This window comes from Maricaulis parjimensis, from assembly GCF_016817355.1.
Taxonomy (GTDB): domain Bacteria; phylum Pseudomonadota; class Alphaproteobacteria; order Caulobacterales; family Maricaulaceae; genus Maricaulis; species Maricaulis parjimensis.
This window is the reverse complement of record NZ_JADOTT010000004.1, coordinates 108,123-125,786: the sequence shown is the minus strand read 5'-3', so window position 1 is coordinate 125,786 and position 17,664 is coordinate 108,123. Positions and strand designations below refer to the sequence as shown.

Here is a 17,664-nt window from a genome sequence, read left to right as displayed (position 1 = left end):
TGCATGGCTAGGGATATTCTCATCGTTGATGACGAGGCCGATATCCGGGAACTCATCGGGGGGCTGCTCGAGGATGACGGGTATGAACCGCGCGAAGCCGGGGATGCCGATGCCGCCCTGGAGGCCATCCGGGCGCGCAAGCCGTCCCTGATCATTCTCGATGTCTGGCTGCAGGGCTCGCGACTGGACGGGATTGAGCTGCTGGATGAGTTCCGGGCGCTCGATCCGGACCTCCCGGTCATCGTGATCTCCGGTCACGGAACCATCGAGACGGCGGTCGCAGCCATCCGCAAGGGGGCCTATGACTTCCTGGAAAAACCGTTCAAGAGCGACAAGCTTCTGCTGACGGTGAAGCGGGCATTGGAGACCAGCCGGCTGCGCAGCGAAAACGCGCAATTGCGGGCGCGTACAGAGGTGCAGAGTTCGCTGATCGGTGAGAGCACGGGCATCGTCCAGGTTCGCCAATTGATCGAGCGCGTTGCGCCGACCAATAGCCGGGTTTTGATCCGGGGCCCATCGGGCGCGGGCAAGGAGACCGTGGCGCGCCTGATCCATGAAGCTTCGCCGCGTGCTGCGGCTGATTTTGTCGCGGTGAGCGCTCCCGGCATGTCACCGGAAGGTGTCGAGCTGGAGCTGTTCGGCCGCGAAAATGATGACGGTTCGGTCAAGCATGTCGGTCTGCTGGAGCGCGCCCATGGCGGGACGCTCTATCTGGACGAGATTGCCGACATGCCGCGAGAAACCCAATCCAAGCTTCTGCGGCTTCTGGTGGAGCAGCGCTTCCGCCGGATTGGTGGAGCCAAGGATGTGCAGGTCAATGTGCGGGTGATTTCCTCCACAGCGCAGGATCTCAATACGCGCATCCAGGAAGGCACTTTCCGCGAGGATTTGTACCATCGCCTGGCCGTTGTGCCGGTTACGGTTCCGGCTCTGGCCGAGCGTCGCGAGGACATACCCTCGCTCGTCCACCATTTCGTGGATCGTCTGACCACATCGGCCGGATTCGCCAAGCGGGAGTTCGGCGAGGATGTGATGGCGGCCCTGCAGGCGCATAGCTGGCCCGGGAATGTGCGCCAATTGCGCAATAATATTGAGCGCTTGCTGATCCTGGCCACGGGTGGTGCGGCTGAGCCGATCACGCTGGAAAGCCTGCCGTCGGAAGTCGTGACGCGGGAAAATCAGGAAGCCGGGTTTGACGCAGAGAAAATGATTGCCTTGTCTTTGCGCGAAGCCCGGGAGAATTTCGAACGCGAATACCTCAAAGCGCAGATCGACCGGTTTGGTGGCAATATCTCGCGAACGGCAGCCTTTATCGGCATGGAGCGCTCGGCCTTGCATCGCAAGCTGAAATCGCTTGGTGTCGGCAATACGGGTCGGGAAGGCGCGGCCTAGCGCGGAACGGACGGAAATCGAATGAAAGCCATAGTCTGCGGCGCCGGCCAGGTTGGTGTCGGTATCGCCCGGGCCCTCGCCCGGGAAGGCAATGCGGTCACCGTCGTCGACTGGTCGACCGAGCTGATCGACAATGTCGTCACCGATCTGGATGTCCGCGGTGTGGTCGGCCACGCCTCGCATCCCGATGTGCTGGAAAAAGCGGGCGCGCGGGAAGCGGACCTTCTGGTCGCCGTCACCTATTCGGACGAAACCAATATGGTGGCCTGCCAGGTCGCCCATTCCCTGTTTTCGACCCCGACCCGGATTGCCCGGGTGCGAGCCCAGAACTATCTCGATCCGGCCTGGGGCGATCTCTTCTCGACCGGCAATATGCCCGTGGATGTGGTGATCTCACCGGAGCTTGAAGTGGGCCGGGCCATTCTTCAGCGGGTCGAGACACCGGGTGCCTTTTCCACGGCGGTGTTCTCGGGCGGACGGGTCCAATTGCTGGGCCTGCGCCTGGAAGACAGTTCGCCGGTGGCGGGGTCCACGACGGAACAGGTCATGGAGCTCTTTCCAGACCTGCGGGTTGCCGTGGTGGGTGTTCAGCGCGAGCGCACGCTCTTCATTCCCAAAATGCATGACCCGCTGCTGGCGGGCGATGATGTCTATGTCGTCACCGAAAGCGCCCAGGTCAAACGTGTGCTGGATATTTTCGGCCGGAATGCCGACCAGATCCGCCGCGTGGTCGTGGTCGGAGCCGGCAATATCGGTGTCTATGTCGCCCGGGCGCTCGAACGCGCCGGCGGCGTGAAGGTCCGCCTGGTCGAGGCGGACAAGGCACGGGCTGAAGCTGCGGCCGAACGGCTCAAGAAGACGGTCGTCCTTCACGGCGACGGGCTGGATGCGCGGATGTTGCGCGAGGCCGGTGTCGAGCAGGCCGAGCTGGTCATCTGTGTCACCAATGATGACAAGGTGAATATGCTGTCGGCCGTCATGGCCAAGCGTGAAGGCGGCGAGCGGGCGTTGAGCCTGATCAATGATCGCACCTTTGAGGGCATGCGCGAGCCCTTGGGCATTGATGTCCTGATTGATCCGCGGGCGACCACCGTGTCCACCATCCTGCAGCATATCCGCCGCGGCCGGATCACCGGTCTGCAAAGCCTGGGCGGTGGTGAGGCGGAGGCGCTGGAAGGTGTGGCCCTGTCCACCTCGCCGCTGGTCGGAAAGACGCTGGAAGAACTGGAATTGCCTGACGGGGTCGCCCTGGGTGCCGTCGTTCGCGGTGACAAGGTGATCCTGCCCTGCGATGAGGGCCGGATCCGGGAAAACGACCGGGTTCTGCTGTTCTGCAACACCGCGCTGATCCCCAAGGTCGAGCATCTCTTCCGCGTCAGCCTCGAGTATTTCTAGACCATGTCGCTGGCCGCACTCCTCCGGCCCCTCGGTGCGCTCTGGGTGCTTGTGGCGATGATCTCGCTGCTGGCCGCACTGGCGGCCTTTGCGGTCAGTGAACCGCATCTGGCACCGTTTTTCCTGATCTCGGCAGGACTGGCTCTGGTGCCCGGCCTGCTGATCCTGTCGGCCACACGCGGTATCCGCTTCCGCGCCAGCGCGCTGGACGCGCTGGGATTGGCCCTGCTGGCCTGGGTGACGACACCGGCCGTAGCGGCTTTGCCCTTCTGGATTTCTGGCTATTTCGATCCGATCGACTCTCTGTTCGAAGCCTATTCTGCCGTTACGACAACCGGGGCGACCCTTTTACCGGCTGATCAATTGCCGCGCTCCCTGGTGTTCTGGCGGGCGATCATGGCCTGGTTTGGCGGATACGGGACGCTGGTCCTGGCTATCGCCATCCTGGCTGCCTTGGACAAGGACGTGCCGGCCATCCGGCGCTCGCCGCTGCTGACCATCCGTCCGGATAATGTGTTTTCCCACCTGCCGCAGGCCGCGCAGCGCGTCGGGCTGATCTACACGGTCATCACGTCACTCATCTGGCTGGGCCTGATCCTGTCGGGGACGGGATTGTTCGATTCGACGGTTCTGGCGATGGGCGCCATATCGACCAGTGGCTATACTCCCGCAGATGGCGGTTTGCTGCCCGCTTTCGGGGCCCTGGCAACGCTTCTGGTCGCCATTGGAAGCCTGGCAGGCAGTCTCAATATCGCTTTGTTCTGGGACGTCCTGCGGGACTGGCGCGTGATGAAGGATCCGGACCTTCTGGGGATCTCGATCCTGACAGTGGGGCTCGCGGTGCTCTATGTGGTCGCGGCTCCGGAGCAGGCGCACACGCATGTTCTGGACGCGCTCTTCATGGTGACAACATCGGGCTACTCGGTGGCTGGTACCCTGTCACCTGTGCCGATCGCGGCGGTCTTCGTGGCGCTGATCGGTGGCGCGGCGGCCTCGACATCCGGCGGGATCAAGGTGTCGCGCATCCTGCTGCTGTGGCGGCGGATGGGGTCTGAACTGGCCTTGCTGGCCGACCCGTCGAGCGTGGCGCCAGTGACGTTCCGGGGGCGTCAGGCGCGGGATTCCGCCCTGATCGGCATCTGGGCCTATGTGCTGGGCTTTCTGGCCTGTCTGGGCCTGGGCACGCTTCTGCTTAGCCTGACGGACATGGATTTCGTCACCGCCTTCCTCGCCAATGCATCGGCCCTCGCCAATATCGGTCCGCTTCTGAACGAAGTGCAGGCGGGCGATGGCTGGCGCGATATCACCGATAATGCCAAGCCCATCCTTATTTCCGCCATGGTGCTGGGGCGTCTTGAAGTCCTCGCTGCAGTCGCGGCGATCTGGGCGCTTTTCATCCGCAACTGAGAACTTCGCTGTGTCCCGATATTCCTACGTCAATGGCCGTTTCCTGCCGCATCGCGACGCGCATATCTCGATTGATGACCGGGGCTTTCTGTTCGGTGATGCCATCTATGAAGTCTGGAGTGTGCGCAAGGGGGAGCTCCTGGATGCGGACGGGCATTTCGGACGCCTGCAGCGGTCGCTGGGAGAGTTGCGGATCGCCATGCCTGTCACCATCCCGGCGCTCAAACTGGTCATTCGGGAACTCCTCCGCCGCAATCGCGTGCGGGACGGCCTGGTCTATTTGCAGATTTCCCGCGGCGCGGCGCGGCGTGATCATGCCTTTCCGCCGGCCGGAACGCTGCCGACACTGGTGATGACAGCCAAACGCGTGGACTTCACGGCAGCGGATGCCCGGGCGGATCAGGGGATTGGTGTCCTCAGCTTGCCTGATCAGAGATGGGCGCGGTGCGATATCAAGACCGTGAATCTGCTCCCCAATGTGCTGGCGAAACAAGCCGCGCGGGAGGCGGGCGCTTTCGAGGCCTGGCAGGTTGATGAGGCCGGCAAGGTTACCGAAGGCGCCTCGAGCAATGCCTGGATCGTGACCGCAGACGGTGTGCTGGTCACGCGCCCGGCCGACAATGCCATTTTGCATGGTATTACAAGGGCCACCATCCTGCGCATTGCGCGTGAAGCGGGCTTGGGTGTGGAGGAGCGCGGCTTCACCCTGGCGGAGGCACACGCGGCGCGGGAAGCCTTTATAACCTCCGCGACGACATTCGTGACACCGGTCGTGCGGATCGATGACAAACCTGTTGGCAATGGCGCGCCGGGATCTCTCGCAACTCAGTTGCGGCAGGCCTATCTGGGGCCGAACTGACGGGAATTCGAACTCTGCTTGCAAGATGAGATGGTTGCAGGGTGGAGCAGGGCCTGTATACCCTATCAGGCGAATCGCATTTGCAACGGCGCTTTTGGAGCCAACATGTCGCACGATAAAAAACAAAATCTGCAGGACGCCTTCCTGAACTCTGTGCGTAAGACGAAAACGCCCCTGACCATCTTCCTGGTCAATGGGGTGAAACTTCAGGGCGTTGTGACCTGGTTCGATAACTTCTGTGTTTTGCTTCGCCGGGACGGTCTGTCCCAGCTGGTCTACAAGCACGCCATCTCGACGATCATGCCGGCCGCGCCGGTCCAGTTGTTCGAAGGCGACAAGGCTGACGAAGACGACACGGTAGCTGAGAGCGCCACCGATTGATCGAGCGCGAGGCGCCGGTTTCCCGCGCCCTTGTCATTCATCCGACGGACCGTGACGGTCTGGGCCGTGCCGATGCACGGCTAGAAGAGGCGGCCGGTCTGGCCGAGGCCCTCGACCTTGAAGTGGTCGAGGCTTTTGTTGTGACTCTCAGGAAGGTCGATGCCGGCAAGTATTTCGGCCGTGGCAAGCTGGCCGAGCTGAAGGAGCGGATCGAGGCCGGCGAGGTGAATGTCGCCGTCATCGACACAGCCCTGTCCCCGATCCAGCAGCGCAATCTGGAAAAAGCCTGGAATGTGAAAGTCGTCGACCGGACCGGGTTGATCCTGGAAATCTTCGGTCAACGCGCGCGCACCAAGGAAGGTGTGCTGCAGGTGGAACTGGCCCGGCTGGCCTATGAGCGCTCGCGCCTGGTGCGGACCTGGACCCACCTGGAGCGCCAGCGCGGTGGTCGCGGCTTCCTGGCTGGCCCGGGGGAAACCCAGATCGAGACCGACCGGCGTCTGCTCAACGAGAAAATGGCCAAGCTGCGCCGTCAGCTGGAGGAAGTGCGCCGGACCCGCAGCCTGCACCGAGCTCAGCGCCAGGATGTGCCATTCCCGACCGTGGCCCTGGTCGGCTACACCAATGCCGGCAAATCCACCCTGTTCAACCGCCTGACGGGCGCGGGGGTGTTCGCCCAGGACATGCCCTTCGCCACGCTGGATCCGACCGTACGGGCCCTGGAGATGGACAATGGGACGACCTTGCTCCTGTCCGACACGGTGGGCTTCATCACCGACCTGCCGACGGAGCTGATCGCGGCTTTCCGGGCGACACTGGAGGAGGTGCGTGAAGCTGACCTCCTGATCCATGTCATCGACGCTTCGGATCCTGACCGGGACGGCCGTATCCAGGACGTGGAGTCGGTGCTCGATGCTATCGATGCGGGGCCGCGCCATGAACAGGCGATGATCGAGGCCTGGAACAAGGCGGATTGCCTGGACGAGGATGCCGCCGAGGATCTGGCCTATTCGACCCATGTCGCCAATCTGAAGGCGGAACGGGCCGTCAAACTGCCGATCTCGGCGGTAACGGGTGCTGGCGTTGACGTGCTCATGGAGGCTGTCGAGCGCGCCTTGGCTCGCGATGACGAGAAGCTGGTCATCGAAATTGCGCCGGCCCAGGCCCGTGCACTGGCCTGGCTGCACGAGAATGGCGATATTCTGGATACCCAGATCAATCCGGAAACGGGCGCTTCAACCGTTGAGGTCCGCCTGCCGCCAGCTCAGGCAGGCCGGTTCCGGGCGCAGTTTCCCGAGGTTGCGGTTCCGCAAGGGATCGCCGAACCCCCGCCCGAGGATGACTACTAGGCCGACTTCGCGGCCTTGTCGGCCCGCTTGGCCTCGTCCCAGAGCACTTCCATTTCTTCCAGGCTGGCCTCGTCGGGAGATCGGCCCTGATCCTTGAGCCGGCGCTCGATATGCCGGAAACGGCGTTCGAACTTGGCGTTGGCACTGCGCGTAGCCGTTTCAACGTCTACTTTCAGTTTGCGCCCCAAGTTCGTGCAAACAAACATCAAATCGCCAATTTCTTCGGCGATGTCATCGGCGTGCTGCCGGCCCATGGCCTCGCGGACTTCGCCCAACTCTTCGTCAATCTTGGCAAAGACCTGTTCTGCGCCCGGCCAGTCGAAGCCGACCCGCGCGGCGCGTTTCTGAAGTTTCTGGGCGCGTTTGAGGGCCGGCAGGGCCACGGGCAGATCGTCCAAAACACCATCGCCCTTGTCGGAGGCTTTGCGTTCGGTCGCCTTGATGGCTTCCCACTCCTCGGTCTGGGTTTGGCTGTCGCGTGTCGTTGCGTCCCCAAAAACATGCGGATGGCGGCGGATCATCTTGTCATTGATGGCCTGACAGACATCGTCGAAATCGAACAAGTCCTGTTCCGATGCCATTTGGGCATGGAAAACCACCTGCAGCAGCAAGTCGCCCAGCTCGTCCTTGAGCTCGGCGAAATGGCCCCGTTCGATGGCATCGGCCACTTCATAGGCCTCTTCGATCGTGTAGGGCGCAATCGTGGAGAAGTCCTGTTCGAGGTCCCAGGGGCATCCGCCATCCGGATTGCGCAGCTTGGCCATGATGGCGCGAAGTTGCTGGATCGGGGTGAGGGCGGTCTGGGTCATAGCGGTCATCCGGATCTGTGATATCCCGGCTTATGCCCTGATTTGCCCAGCACGCCATACTTCAAGCAGGAAAGCGTGAGGCTTGCTAACCCCCTTTGATACCTCAAGCAGTGTCTTTGAGGTTATCAGGAGATTGGCTTAAGCAATGAGAAAACAATAGAAAAGTGTCCTCTTCCGCGAGCCTGAGTGTTTGTCGCGTCTATTGCGTTTCGAATTATTGTCCGACAATTGCGTTGTTTGCTGCGCTGCAGCAAGTGGCGAAAAATCCTAATGAGGCGTAAATCGATGCTTCTGCCAAAATGCAATTCCATGTAGTGTCTGTTTTGAAACCGGATTCACACGCGAATCCGATTCGTATCCGGCATTGGGCAAACCGGGCATTACATTGATGGTGCGGCATCCGGCAGGGTGCTTGGGGGGAAATATGAACGTCTCGAAGATCTCGTCGCTCATGGGCGCCGCTGAAACGGCTCTGGCCCGTTTGGCAAAAACAGTCCTCCCGGCATTTGTTATGGGCGCTGCCGTTGTGGCCGGTGCCTCCGGCGCTGCCCTGGGACAAGCCTTCTCGACCACTTCAGTCATCTCGGATACGGATGGCGGTGAATTGCTGGCCGGGGACGAACTCCAGCTTCTCGTGAACATCTGGGACTCGGACGGGACCTACTCCTTCAAGGACATCAGCTATTCGATCGATTTCTCGACGGCCGATTCCGATATCGCGATCGAGTCCGTTCAATTCAGCAGTTTTTGCCTGAACAGCACGGCGAGTTTCACGCAGCAGCCTGGCCCGACCGTGAGTGTCTCCGGTCTGGAGCCCTTCAATATCAATAACGAAGTGTTCGGGTGTTACTCACTCATCACCTTCACCCTGCCTGACGATATTGCGGCGGGAACCTACACAGTCGATGTATCGGATGCCTCGGCCACGGCGGTTGATGGCGCCATGGCCGAAACCGGTTTCACGCAGGCGCTGAATGATGCCAGTTTCACGGTGGTGGCCGATACGGTGGGCCCGACGCCGGTCATTTCCACACCGGGGAGTGATCTTCCCGATGAGCCTTTCAATATCAGCATTGATTGGGGCGAAGTCGTCCAGAACTTCGTATCGGGTGATATCAGCGTCACGAATGGTAGTGTGACAAGCTTTGACCCGGTTGTCGGTGAGGCGGGTGGCACCGATGCGCGGCGGTATGTCGTCACCATCACCCCGGATGGTCCCGGGACGCTGATCATTGATATCCCCACAGGGGTGGCCGACGATCAGGTTGGAAACTCGAACACGGATACGGCGTCGGCCACGGTGGAAATTCTCACCCTGGCCACACTGTCGATGCAGGTTCTGACCAATCCCGTGGATCCGGGTGGATCATTCGTTGTCCGCTTCACCGTTGAAAATGACAACGCGACGGCGGCCCTGACCGGCGGCAGTTTTAACTTTTTCGCCAGCGATTTCGTCTCCGGCCTGACTATGAGCCTGGCCTCTACGCCAGCCGAACCTTGCGGTACCGGTTCCGGTGCCAGCCTGTCCAATGCGGATGGCTATTTGGCCCTTTCCGGCATGAACCTGGCGGCAAATTCCAGCTGTACCTTTGATGTGGATACGACCATCCCCGGCGGAACCAGTAGTGGAACTTATGTGCTGGGTCTGAGTTCTTGGTCCTACTCGCTGGATGGCAATGGGATCAGCGGCCCGGCCACCAGTGCCTCGCTGCAGGTTTCCGGCGCTGAAGGCGCCGGCTCGCCGCTTGTTTTCACAAAGACCTTCTCCGCCGACCAGGTGAATCCGGGCGATGAGATCGACCTGGAATTCCATATTGTGCCGGAAGAGGGCACGGATCTCAGCTCGGCGGCCTTCACGGATGATCTGGATGCCGTGCTCAGCGGTCTGGCCGTGACCGGAGATTTGCCGACGGCACCGTGTGGCGTAGGCTCCAGCCTGACCGGCACCAGTTCGCTGACCTTTACGGGTGGCAATCTGGCCGATGGGGAGAGCTGTACCTTCTCGGTCACCCTGACCGTGCCCGAAGGCGCGTCAGCCGGTTTCTACACGAATACCACCAGCGATCTGACAGGTTTCTCCGATGATGGCGGTGGCGCTGCAGCCTTCACCGAAAGCGGTGCCAGTGACAGTTTCTCCGTGAACAATCTCGTTCCGGGTGTAACCCTGTCGACCGACACGACCTCGCCGGGCGTGGGCGAGGCTTTCTCGGTGACCATCCGTTTTTCGGAAGCTGTCACAGGGTTCGAGCTCGCGGATTTTGATGTCCTCAATGCTGTGTTGAGCAATCTTGCGGCGGTCACGGGGGAGAATGCCTACACATTCGATGCCACGGCTTCAGCCACGGGTGCGCTGACCATCCAGCTGCCGGCGGGTACCGTAGAAGACGCCGACATGAATATCAACACGGCTTCCAACGTGATCTCGTTGACGGCCGTCGCAGCGGAACCTGAAATCGACGTGACAGGGGCCGGAACAGACATCACCTCGGGTGCGACAACGGCGGACCTGAATGATGGTACGCATTTCGGCACCGTCGGCACATCCGGCAGCACGCTGGTGAAGACATTCGTCATCACCAATTCGGGCTCCGGGACGCTGACCTTCACCGGTGGCACTCCGGTGACGCTGAGCGGCACGGATGCGTCGGAATTCTCCGTGGTCAGCCAGCCCACTACGCTTGCGCCGGGCGGCACTTTCGACCTGCAGATTTCTTATGACCCCACAACATCCGCGACCGATGATGCGACCGTGTCCATCGCGTCCGATGATGCGGACGAAGACCCGTTCACATTCGCGATCCGCGGTATCGGTTCGACCGGGCCGGAGATCGCCGTATCGGGCAATTCGGTCAATATTTCGGACAATGATGTTACGGCCACGACGACGGATCACACGGACTTTGGCTCGGTGGATCTGGGTTCTACCCAGACCCGGACCTTCACCATCACTAATACTGGTGACGACACTCTGACCCTGGGCACCGACGCGGTCAGCCTGATTCAGACAGAGAGCCAGTTCGAGGTGACGACACAGCCGGCGACAAGCCTGGCAGCGTCCGCGACGACGACTTTCGTGATCACCTACACGCCAACTGTTGTGGGTGCGCGGAATGCCACGGTGAGTATCGCCAGTGACGATGCGGACGAGAATCCGTTCGAGTTCGCCATCCAGGCAGAAGGGACGGGGGGTATCGAGGCCAATCTCACCGGCAATGGCATTGATATCGTGGACGGCGACAGTGCGCCTGCAGCCGCGGACGGAACCGATTTCGGAACGGTGCAAGTCGGCGACACGGTTACTCAGACCTTTGTTATCGAGAATACCGGCACCACGACCATGACCCTGTCGCCCGCGCCGATCGAGGTTTCCGGTCAAAGCGTCGGCAGCACGACGGTGGATGTGTTCGGGTCTTCGGATTTCACCATCACCAGCCAGCCCAGTACCACAATCACGGCAGGTTCCACGTCCAGCTTTGTCGTGTCCTACACGCCGAGTTCGACCGGCACGGTTTCCGCAACCACGATCGCCTTTGGTACTGATGACCCGGACGAGCAGCGCTATGAGTTTGCGGTCACCGGTTTCGCAACCACCCCGGAAATCGCGGTATCCGGCGAAGGCAATGATATCAGCGATGGTGACAGCACGCCGGTCGCGACCGATGGGACGCTGTTCGGCAGCTATAACGAGGATTCCGGATCGGAAGCCCAGACCTTCACCATCGCCAATAGCGGTGACGGCCTGCTGACCCTGGGCAGCGATGCCGTCAGCGTCAGCGGTACAAATGCGGCTGACTTCACGGTGACCTCGCAGCCAGCCACCACGGTGGCCGCGTCCGGTGGCAGCACGACGTTCGAGATCACCTTTGATCCGAGCGGGACGGGCAGTCGTACCGCGACGGTCTCGATTGCCAATGATGATCTGGACGAAGCGCCGTTCACCTTCGATGTGGAAGGTGAGGGGCTGGATATCACGCCGCCGGCCGCTTTCTCCGTGGCGTTCGATGACAGCACGATCAATGCCGCCGAAGCGGGTTCGACCAGTTTCACCTTCACGGGTGCGGAAGTCGGCGCGAGCTATGACTTCTCGATTTCCAGTTCCGGTGGGGGTTCTGCCGTCACAGGGTCTGGCACCGTCGCCAGTGCCGGCGAACAGATCAGTGGTATCGATGTGTCCGGCCTGGGCGATGGCACGCTGACCCTCTCGGTCACTCTGGAGGATGCTTCCAGCAATTCCGCCGGACCAGAGACGGATACGGCCACGCTGGACCAGACGGCTCCGACGGTCACCATTTCAGGCCCGTCCGCCACTCAGACCGGTGCGTTCACGGCCACTTTCACATTCTCTGAAGACGTGACGGGTTTCGCTCTGGCGGACATTTCAGTGGGCAATGGTTCGGCGTCCGCCTTCGCGGGTTCGGGCGACAGCTATACCGCCACCATCACACCCGCTGCGGACGGGTCCGTCACGGTGGATGTGGCGGCAGATGCGGCCACTGATGACGCGGGCAATGGCAGTACGGCGGCGACGCAATTCTCGGTCGAGGCCGATATCACGGCACCAACATTGGCCATCACCGGCCCGTCTTTGACGCAGACCGGGGCGTTCACGGCGACTTTCACGTTCTCTGAAAGTGTCACGGGCTTTGCCTTGGCCGATATCAGTGTCGGTAATGGTTCGGCCTCTGCCCTGGCGGGTTCCGGCGATACCTATACGGCCACCATCACGCCTGCAGCTGACGGGACTGTGACCATTGACGTGGCGGCAGATGCGGCGACGGATGATGCCGGCAATGGCAATACGGCGGCCACGCAATTCTCTGTGGACGCGGATGTCACGGCGCCGGGCGTCACGATTTCGGGGCCTTCGAGTGTGCAGAATGGGGCCTTCTCGGTCACCTTCACCTTCAGCGAGGATGTGACCGGTTTCACCGTGGCTGACGTCTCGGTCACCAATGCCAGCCTGTCCGCCTTCTCCGGTTCCGGCGACACCTATAGCGTGACGGTCACGCCGGCCAGTGATGGCAGTGTCGCAGTGGACGTCCTGGCGGATGTCACGGCGGATGCTGCCGGCAATGGCAATACGGCCGCGACCCAGTTCTCTGTGGAGGCTGACCTGACGGCACCGACGGTGGGCATTTTCGGTCCGTCCGGGGCACAAACCGGTGCTTTCGTCGTGACCATAAGCTTCTCCGAGGATGTGACGGGCTTTGCCCTGGCGGATATCTCGGTGGGCAATGGATCGGCGTCCGGGCTCTCAGGGTCCGGCGGTGACTATACGGCGACCATCACACCGAGTGCCTCGGGCACGGTGACCGTCGATATCGGTGCCGATGGTGCCAATGACGAAGCCGGCAATGGCAATACGGCGGCAACCCAGTTCAGCGTGGAAGCCGACCTGGATCCGCCGAGTGTGTCGATCAGCGGCCCGAGTGCCAGCCAGACCGGTGTGTTCTCCGTCACCTTCACCTTCTCGGAAGATGTGACCGGTTTCGCCCTCGCGGACATCAGTGTGGGCAATGGCTCGGCTTCGTCCTTTGCGGGGTCGGGGGACACGTATACGGCGGATATCACGCCTGCAGCGGACGGGTCCGTGACGGTGGATGTTGCGGCGGATGTCGCGACGGATGATGCCGGCAATGGCAATACCGCTGCCACCCAGTTCTCGGTCGATGCGGATATCACTCTGCCGACCCTGGCCATCACTGGACCGTCTGCGGCACAGACCGGTGCCTTCACGGCGACTTTCACCTTCTCGGAAGATGTGACCGGGTTTGACTTGGCCGACATTTCCGTGGGGAATGGTGTCGCATCCGGCTTCGCTGGCTCTGGAGACAGTTACACCGCCACGATCACTCCGTCGGCTGACGGGACAGTGACGGTGGATGTGGCCGCCGATGCCGCGACGGATGATGCGGGTAATGGAAACCAGGCTGCCAGCCAGTTCACGCTGGAAGCGGACATCACGGCTCCGACGGTGACGATCACCGGCCCGTCTGCCACTCAGACCGGGGCTTTCACAGCGACCTTCACCTTCTCTGAAGATGTGACGGGCTTCGCGCTCGCCGATATCAGTACCGGCAATGCAACAGCTTCCGGGCTGGCGGGCTCTGGCGATACTTACACCGCCACCATCACGCCAGCGGCGGATGGCGCGGTCACGGTCGATCTCGCCGCCGACAGTGCGTCGGATGATGCGGGCAATGGCAACACGGTCGCCACCCAATTCTCCGTTGAGGCCGACATCACCTCGCCGAGTGTCACGGTCACGGGGCCGTCGACAACGCAAGCCGGCGCCTTTACGGCGACCTTCACGTTCTCTGAAGTTGTCACAGGTTTCGCCCTAGCGGATATCACGGTTGGAAATGGTGCGGCTTCTGCCTTTGCTGGCTCTGGCGATACCTACACAGCAACGATTACACCTGCGGCAGATGGATCGGTCACCGTTAATGTCGCGGCAGATGTGGCGACTGATGACGCCGGCAATGGAACATCTGCCGCTAGTCAGTTCTCGGTCAATGCTGACCTCACGGCTCCGAGCCTGACGATTTCTGGTCCCAGCGCTGCGCAGACAGGGGCTTTCACGGCCACCTTCACCTTCTCCGAAGCCGTCACGGGTTTTGCCCTGGCAGATATCAGCGTGGGCAATGCCAGTGTGTCATCCCTGTCGGGCTCAGGTGACACTTATACCGCCACGGTTACGCCGGCGGCTGATGGCGCTGTAACAATCGATGTGCCGTCGAATGTCGTCGTTGACACGGCAGGCAATGGCAATGCGGCCGCATCCCAGTACACGGTTGAGGCCGACATCACCGCGCCGGGCGTGGCGATCAACGGCCCCTCCGGTACGCAAACGGGTGCCTTCACCGCCACCTTCACCTTCTCCGAAGATGTCACCGGGTTTGCCCTGGCGGACATCTCTGTCGGCAATGGCGTGGCGTCGGGGCTGTCCGGTACCGGCGATGCCTATACGGCCACGATCACGCCGACGGCCGATGGGACTGTCACGGTCGATGTCGCTGCAGATTCGGCTTCGGATGATGCCGGTAATGGCAATACCGCCGCGACCCAGTTCTCCGTCGAGGCCGATGTCACAGCACCCAGTTTGACAATTACCGGACCTTCGGCAGCCCAAATCGCTGCTTTCACGGCGACCTTCACCTTCTCTGAAGACGTCACGGGTTTTGCCCTGGCTGATATCAGCGTCAACAATGGTGCGGCCTCTGCCTTTGCGGGTTCCGGTGACACCTATACCGCCACGATTACGCCGTCTGGTGATGGCAGCGTGACGCTGGATGTGGCGGCCGATGCGGCAACGGACGACGCCGGTAATGGCAATACCGCCGCCAGCCAGTTCTCGGTTGATGCGGATATCACCACGCCGGCGCTCGTCATTTCTGGTCCCTCCGACATTCAGACGGGCGCTTTCACGGCCAGCTTCACCTTCTCTGAAGAGGTCACGGGCTTTGCCCTGGCCGATATCAGCGTCGGTAATGGTGCGGCCTCAGACCTTGCCGGATCCGGTGACAGCTATACCGCTACGATCACGCCGTCCGCCGATGGCAGTGTTACGGTGGATGTTGCGGCGGATGCGGCCTCTGACGATGCTGGCAATGGCAATACGGCGGCGGATCAATTCTCCGTCGAGGCTGATATCAGTCTGCCGACAGCCGATAGTCTCGTGATGTCCGATACGGATCTCCGCCTTGAAGATGTTGGCGGGAACCTCACCATCACCGTCGGTTTCTCCGAAGCCATGGATCCGGACGAAGCGCCCGAGTTCGCGTTTGATCCGGGTATTTCGGACACGCTGAGTTTTGTGTCCGGTGTCTTCTCTGACGGCGACACGGTCTATACCGCCACATTCTCGATCAGCGATGAGGGGGCCAGTGTCGCCGACGTTGATGTCACGGTCAGCGGCGCCATGGATGCAGCCGGTAATACTTCGCCGGATGCGACCTTTGCCGATGTCTTCTCCATTGAGATGCGTCGTGGCTCGATCGAGGTCGTGGAAACGATTGACGGTGCGATCGACGGCAGTTTTGCCTTCACCGGTGATCTGGGTGCGTTCACGGTGGACACGTCCAGCCAGACGGGATCTGAATTCTTTGATGACCTGGTTGAAGGCACTTACGCCTTTGCCGTGTCGGCCACGGACGGTTTCACCCTGCAGGACATCGTCTGTACCGGCGGTACGACGACGGTTGATGTCGCGGCCGGCAGCGTGTCCGTGACACTGACGCCGTCGGACGCGGTGAGCTGTGACTTCCAGACCCTGGCCGATCCGGACATTGACGAGACGACGATTCCGGAAGTGACGATCGAATTGCCGGTTGAAACCGATGATCCGACCACCGAAACAGTGAGCTTCAGCCTCGATAATGTCGGCGGCGAGGCCTTCTTCTTCACCGCCTCGACGGATGTCGACTGGCTGACCATCGACCCGACATCCGGTGCCATTCCGGCCGAGGGCTCCCTGGAGTTCACGATCGAATTCACCGATGCGGTGCTGGATCTCGATCCGGGGACCTACACGGCTACGATCACGATCACGGAAACCGCCAGCGGTTCGTCCAACAAGGATTATGCGGGCGCGGAAACCCTGACCACGCTGGCCATCCCGGTCACAGTCACCTTGGAGCCGCGCGAGGGTAATCTGACCATTGTCGCAACCACGGCGCCGATGGAGGCCGGGGAAGGGCAGTTCAACTATGCCTCGACTTTGGACGGTCTGAACGGATTGAGCCTGAGCACGTCCGGTGGCACGGCCTCCTCGTCCACCCTGACAATCGAGCGGGGCAGCTATGAGCTGACCCAGCTGGCGTCGGAAGGCTGGGATCTGGCCTCGATCAGCTGTTCCGGTGACACGGATGGCGGATCGGTTGTGGATCTGGACAATGGCATGGTGACGATCGACCTCGATGCCGAGGAAGAAATCGTCTGCACCTTCGCCAACCGCCGGAATGAGGACTTCATCCGTGGCATCACCCTGTCGGCCATTCGCAGCTTCATGGCGGCTCGGGCCGACCTGATCCTGACGAATGGTCCGGATGTGTCGACACGGATGCGGGGTGACCGGGCTGGTGCAACACCGACCCGCTTCGCCGCCGATTTCCGTGATGGCCGGTTCACCGCGGATCTTTCCACCAGCCTGAGCGCGATCCGCCAGGCCACGGAGGCCAACAATCCGCAGGCCCCGGGACATCAGCAATTCTCACTGGCCGGGCAGTCGGGTCTGACCAGTGTTGATGTCTGGATGCAGGCGAGCTTCTCCAGCATCAATGACAACCGGGCCGGCCTGAATTCTGATACCGATTTCGGTCTCTACTATCTGGGTGTCGATGCCATGGCGTCGGAGAACATCCTGGTTGGTGTACTGGTCCAGTTCGACCATGCCGCCACGACGACCGGAGAATGGCGCAGCCGGGTTGAGGGGGATGGCTGGATGGTTGGCCCCTACATGGTCGCCCGTCTCAACGAGATGGCCTATCTGGATGTGCGGGCTGCCTGGGGGCAATCGGACAATACGGTAAACCCGATCGGGCTTTACACGGATGCGTTTGAAACCACGCGCTTCCTGTTTGAATCCCATCTCACCGGCGATCTGACACGGGGCAATTGGCGGCTTTCGCCCGAGATTGGCCTGGCCTATTTCTCTGAAACCCAGGACGCCTATACCGACACTCTGGGCATCTACATTCCCAGTCAGGACCTGACGATCGGTCGCCTGAATGTCGGTCCGGAGATCGCCTACCGCTTCAATGGTGCCGATGGGTCCTATGTGGAACCCTATGTCCACCTCAACGTTGTCTATGATTATGACGATGCGGACGTGTTCAATCTGAGTGGCCAGCTGCAATCGCTCGGCTTCATGCGGGGCGATGCGCGTCTCGGCGTCAATGCCCAGCTGGGTAATGGCGGTCTGATCTCCGGCGAGATTTCAATTCTCGGCCTGGGTGAGGGCGAGTTCGAGGCGAACAGCGCCATGATCCGGGTCCGTTTGCCGCTCAGCCTGCAATAGACCGGCGAACCGGCCCTGTCCGTGCCAACTGCGTACGGACAGGGTCGCTCGTCA

8 protein-coding genes are annotated in these 17,664 nt (G+C 61.4%); 7 read left to right on the top strand and 1 reads right to left on the bottom strand.

All coding sequences use genetic code 11. From position 1 onward, the window contains the following. Positions 1–3: 3 nt before the first annotated feature. The 6 genes from ntrX (at position 4) to hflX (ending at position 6,783) form a co-directional block, all read left to right on the top strand. A complete protein-coding gene (ntrX, locus tag I0K07_RS08165; protein WP_203292349.1) occupies positions 4–1,392 on the top strand; it encodes a nitrogen assimilation response regulator NtrX in 1,389 nt (462 codons plus the stop codon). A 21-nt stretch (positions 1,393–1,413) separates the two neighbouring features. After that, the gene (gene trkA, locus I0K07_RS08160) at positions 1,414–2,787 is read left to right on the top strand and encodes a Trk system potassium transporter TrkA (RefSeq protein ID WP_203292348.1); all 1,374 of its coding nucleotides are present in this window, start codon (positions 1,414–1,416) and stop codon (positions 2,785–2,787) included. A 3-nt stretch (positions 2,788–2,790) separates the two neighbouring features. Beyond that, positions 2,791–4,194: a TrkH family potassium uptake protein gene (locus I0K07_RS08155; RefSeq protein ID WP_203292347.1), complete on the top strand. Its 1,404-nt coding sequence runs from the start codon at positions 2,791–2,793 to the stop codon at positions 4,192–4,194. A gap of 10 nt (positions 4,195–4,204) precedes the next feature. Then, positions 4,205–5,053 carry a D-amino-acid transaminase gene (locus I0K07_RS08150; protein ID WP_338041046.1) on the top strand — a complete coding sequence of 283 codons (849 nt, stop codon included), beginning with the start codon at positions 4,205–4,207 and terminating at the stop codon, positions 5,051–5,053. 105 nt (positions 5,054–5,158) lie between these two features. Next, positions 5,159–5,434, top strand: a complete 276-nt coding sequence (hfq, locus tag I0K07_RS08145) for an RNA chaperone Hfq (RefSeq protein ID WP_203292345.1) — start codon at positions 5,159–5,161, stop codon at positions 5,432–5,434. Next, complete coding sequence (gene hflX / locus I0K07_RS08140) at positions 5,431–6,783, top strand: GTPase HflX (RefSeq protein ID WP_203292344.1); 1,353 nt, start codon at positions 5,431–5,433, stop codon at positions 6,781–6,783. Before hfq ends, hflX begins: the two co-directional genes overlap by 4 nt. Here hflX and mazG read toward each other — a convergent pair. Next, the gene (mazG, locus tag I0K07_RS08135; protein ID WP_238934683.1) at positions 6,780–7,592 is read right to left on the bottom strand and encodes a nucleoside triphosphate pyrophosphohydrolase; all 813 of its coding nucleotides are present in this window, start codon (positions 7,590–7,592) and stop codon (positions 6,780–6,782) included. The genes hflX and mazG overlap by 4 nt on opposite strands. A gap of 511 nt (positions 7,593–8,103) precedes the next feature. On the opposite strand from mazG, the gene I0K07_RS08130 reads away from it, so the two are divergent. Beyond that, positions 8,104–17,610, top strand: a complete 9,507-nt coding sequence (locus tag I0K07_RS08130; protein ID WP_203292342.1) for an Ig-like domain-containing protein — start codon at positions 8,104–8,106, stop codon at positions 17,608–17,610. The last annotated feature ends 54 nt before the right edge of the window (positions 17,611–17,664 follow it).

Excerpts from the sequence above, each read along its gene's own strand:
- ntrX (WP_203292349.1), top strand. The coding sequence starts at position 4 with ATGGCTAGGGATATTCTCATCGTTGATGACGAGGCCGATATCCGGGAA.
- trkA (WP_203292348.1), top strand. The coding sequence starts at position 1,414 with ATGAAAGCCATAGTCTGCGGCGCCGGCCAGGTTGGTGTCGGTATCGCC.
- I0K07_RS08155 (WP_203292347.1), top strand. The coding sequence starts at position 2,791 with ATGTCGCTGGCCGCACTCCTCCGGCCCCTCGGTGCGCTCTGGGTGCTT.
- hfq (WP_203292345.1), top strand. The coding sequence starts at position 5,159 with ATGTCGCACGATAAAAAACAAAATCTGCAGGACGCCTTCCTGAACTCT.
- mazG (WP_238934683.1), bottom strand. The coding sequence starts at position 7,592 with ATGACCCAGACCGCCCTCACCCCGATCCAGCAACTTCGCGCCATCATG.
- I0K07_RS08130 (WP_203292342.1), top strand. The coding sequence starts at position 8,104 with ATGGGCGCTGCCGTTGTGGCCGGTGCCTCCGGCGCTGCCCTGGGACAA.